This is a genomic window from Mucilaginibacter sp. (genome assembly GCF_028288105.1).
Classification (GTDB): Bacteria; Bacteroidota; Bacteroidia; order Sphingobacteriales; family Sphingobacteriaceae; genus Mucilaginibacter.
In genome coordinates this window covers 1-3134 of record NZ_JAQBOI010000078.1, presented here as the reverse complement: position 1 = coordinate 3134, position 3134 = coordinate 1, and the positions used below count along the sequence as shown (strand labels likewise).

4 protein-coding genes are annotated in these 3134 nt (G+C 39.1%); all 4 read left to right on the top strand.

Annotated elements, in window-relative coordinates; translation table 11 throughout:
* Positions 1-149: 149 nt before the first annotated feature.
* Positions 150-935 (top strand): DUF6089 family protein, encoded by a 786-nt coding sequence (locus tag JWQ85_RS05415; protein WP_299465122.1) that lies wholly within the window; start codon positions 150-152, stop codon positions 933-935.
* 135 nt (positions 936-1070) lie between these two features.
* Positions 1071-1592, top strand: a complete 522-nt coding sequence (locus JWQ85_RS05410; RefSeq protein WP_299465119.1) for a biopolymer transporter ExbD — start codon at positions 1071-1073, stop codon at positions 1590-1592.
* A 276-nt stretch (positions 1593-1868) separates the two neighbouring features.
* Positions 1869-2609, top strand: a complete 741-nt coding sequence (locus JWQ85_RS05405; protein ID WP_299465116.1) for an isoprenyl transferase — start codon at positions 1869-1871, stop codon at positions 2607-2609.
* A 63-nt stretch (positions 2610-2672) separates the two neighbouring features.
* On the top strand, positions 2673-3134 hold a 462-nt coding region (locus JWQ85_RS05400; RefSeq protein WP_299465113.1), incomplete at its 3' end, for a POTRA domain-containing protein.

Below are 3134 nucleotides of genomic sequence, written 5' to 3'. Positions count from 1 at the left end.
GTTATAATTGATAAACCTATGCAGTTTAAGGTTTATAAAGCTGATTTTAAGCTTAATTTGATCCGCTTAAATAATGAAAGCTACTTATCTACGTTAAGGAAAAAGCTATTATGGGGTTTAGACGCCCGTAATTATTAAATTTGTTCTTGATGCCCAAAGTCATTGCAGCTTTTTTCTTACTGTTTATTATAACAAATGTACAGGCCCAAACCTGGGAAGTAGGAGGGGCCATAGGTGCTGCAGGATATATCGGCGATTTAAATGTCAATAATCCGGTTAAACCAAGCGGTGGGGCTGTAGGGGTGTTTGTTAAACGGAATTTTAACCGTTACCTATCAGCAAAACTAAACTATACCTTCTCGCAAATAAGCGGGGCCGACAGTACATCAAGCAGTCAGCAATTCCGCGACCGCAATTTGAGCTTCACTACTCCCTTAAAAGAACTAAGCCTGATGGCCGAGTTTAACTTTATGAGTTATATACCCGATGCCGGTAAAAACCTGTATACACCTTATATCTATGTAGGCGGCGGCCTCACCAGCTTTGCACCACGCACAACATACAAAGGTGACGTATATGGCCTAAGGCAACTTAATACGGAAGGCCAAACAAACCAGTACGCCAAAACTGCTATTGTTATACCTTTCGGTGCGGGTATTAAATACAATTTTTCGGGCAAATGGACAGTTGCTGCAGATCTGGGCTACCGGTATACCAATACCGATTACCTGGATGATGTGAGCGGCGCTTATGCACCTAAAGGGCAATTCAGCTCAAGTCTTGCCAGGGCATTATCAGACAGGTCCGGAGAGCATACTGGTGTTTATATAGGCGAGGCTGGCACGCAACGCGGCGATGCCAAGCCACGTGATTTTTATATGTTTGTTGGTTTTACCCTCTCTTACACATTTGTAACACAGAGTTGTTATTATTAGGTAAAACAGCTTTTTATAAAATATTGTATCTTTTATTTCAAATAAACAAAATTAAATTTTGTTTATTTGAAATATGTAGTATATTTATATGGTAGATGATTAACAAACCAATTGTTTAACCTTAACTATACTATCATGGCCGAATTAAATTCAACTCCAGAAAAATCAGGAAACAAACCACGTGCAAAAAAGCCAAACTTAAAGGTAGACCTCACCGCAATGGTAGATCTCGCGTTCCTGCTCATTACATTTTTTATGCTTACTACAACGCTTAGTAAGCCCAAAGCAATGGAATTAAATATGCCGGTAGGTAATGAACCAAGCCCTGTAGGCGAATCGCGTACTATGACCATTTGCCTTGGTAAGAATAACCAGGCTATGTATTATTTAGGTACTGCAGATAAACCAATTCTTGCTGCCACGCTTACTAACTACAGTAACAGCGGTTTACGCAAGGCAATATTTGAAACACGCAAGTATGTAAAGCAAACTACAGGTAAAAGTATGATGGTGATTATAAAGCCCGCGCAAAGCTCCATTTACGAGAACCTGGTGAACACACTTGATGAAATGAAAATTACTGATGTACAACAATTTGCCATTGCTGATATCGCCCCAAAAGATATTACCATGCTGAAGGATAAGTTGGCATATTAAATTTATAACGGTTTAAATACGAACCCTTTTGCACTACAGTGCAAAAGGGTTTTGTTTTTTATACCTTGTTCATTTCAACAGTAATAGAATTTATTTATAGCCTATTGTTGATATTTATTTCTTTTTCACTGATACTAAAATAATACAAAGTAAGTTTTACCTTTGTCACCTGAAAAAAATGGCATAAGTTATTGAAAGCTTTGCTGAAAACGTTTTAAATTTTAACAAAGCAATAGGTGCGACAGTTGAGATACAGCTGTTAAAACCGTTCGGGAAATGAGTTATAAGGATCAGATAGACTTACTAAAATTACCCCGCCATATAGCTGTTATTATGGACGGCAACGGCAGATGGGCAAAAGGTAAAGGCAAATTAAGGGTGTTTGGCCACCATAATGGGGTGCTATCTGTAAGGGATGTTGTTGAAGGTGCCGGTGAGCTTGGTATTGAATATTTAACCTTATATACCTTTAGCGCCGAAAACTGGAGCCGGCCAAAATTTGAAGTTATCGCTATTATGGAATTGCTTATTAGTACCCTTAATAAGGAAATTGCTAAGCTAATGAAGAATAATGTGCGTTTAAATGCTATTGGCGATTTAAATATGCTGCCAGACAAATGCCACAAGGAGTTGGATAATGCAATAAGCAAAACAGCTGCTAACACAGGGCTGGTGCTTACACTTGCGTTAAGCTACAGTTCGCGCGGCGAAATTGTACAGGCTGCTAAAAAATTGGCCGCCAAAGTGCAAAGCGGGGAGCTGCAACCTGCTGATATTGATGAAAAAATGTTTGAGGATAATTTATATACCGGCGGTATGCCAAACCCTGAATTGTTGATCAGGACGAGTGGCGAGTACCGCATAAGTAATTATTTACTATGGCAAATTGCCTACGCCGAGCTATACTTCACCGCAAAGCTTTGGCCTGATTTCAGGCGGGAGGATTTGTATGAAGCTATACTTGATTTTCAGAAACGCGAACGCCGTTTTGGGATGACAAGCGAGCAGGTAAACTAAATTTTTACTTTTAACACTTTTTAACAACTGTATAAATTATTTTTAGCCCACTAAAATATTCGAATGAATAAAGTTTTTTTTGCTCTTCTCTTCTCTGTTATAAGCACGGCAGCCCTGGCACAGGTTAATGGTAGAACACCGTCTGGCTCTATGCCTGCCGATAGTTTGAGCTATCTTAATCCTAAAGATTATATTATAGGTGGTATAACCGTATCGGGCGCCAAATATTTAGATAAAGATGTATTGCTTACCATCTCTAAATTAAATAAAGGCGATAAGATAAACCTTCCCGGTGAAGCCAACGCCAACGTGATAAAGGATCTGTACAAACAAGGCCTTTTTGACGATGTGCAGTTAAATGTTACCAAAATAAACATGGATACCATTTACCTGGAGATTGCCGTTGTTGAACGCCCCCGCTTATCGCGCTTACACATAACGGGTATCCGCAAAGGCGATATAGAAGACGTAAATAAAAAACTAAATGATAAAACAGGGAAGATCGTAAACGAAAACCTGTTAAGT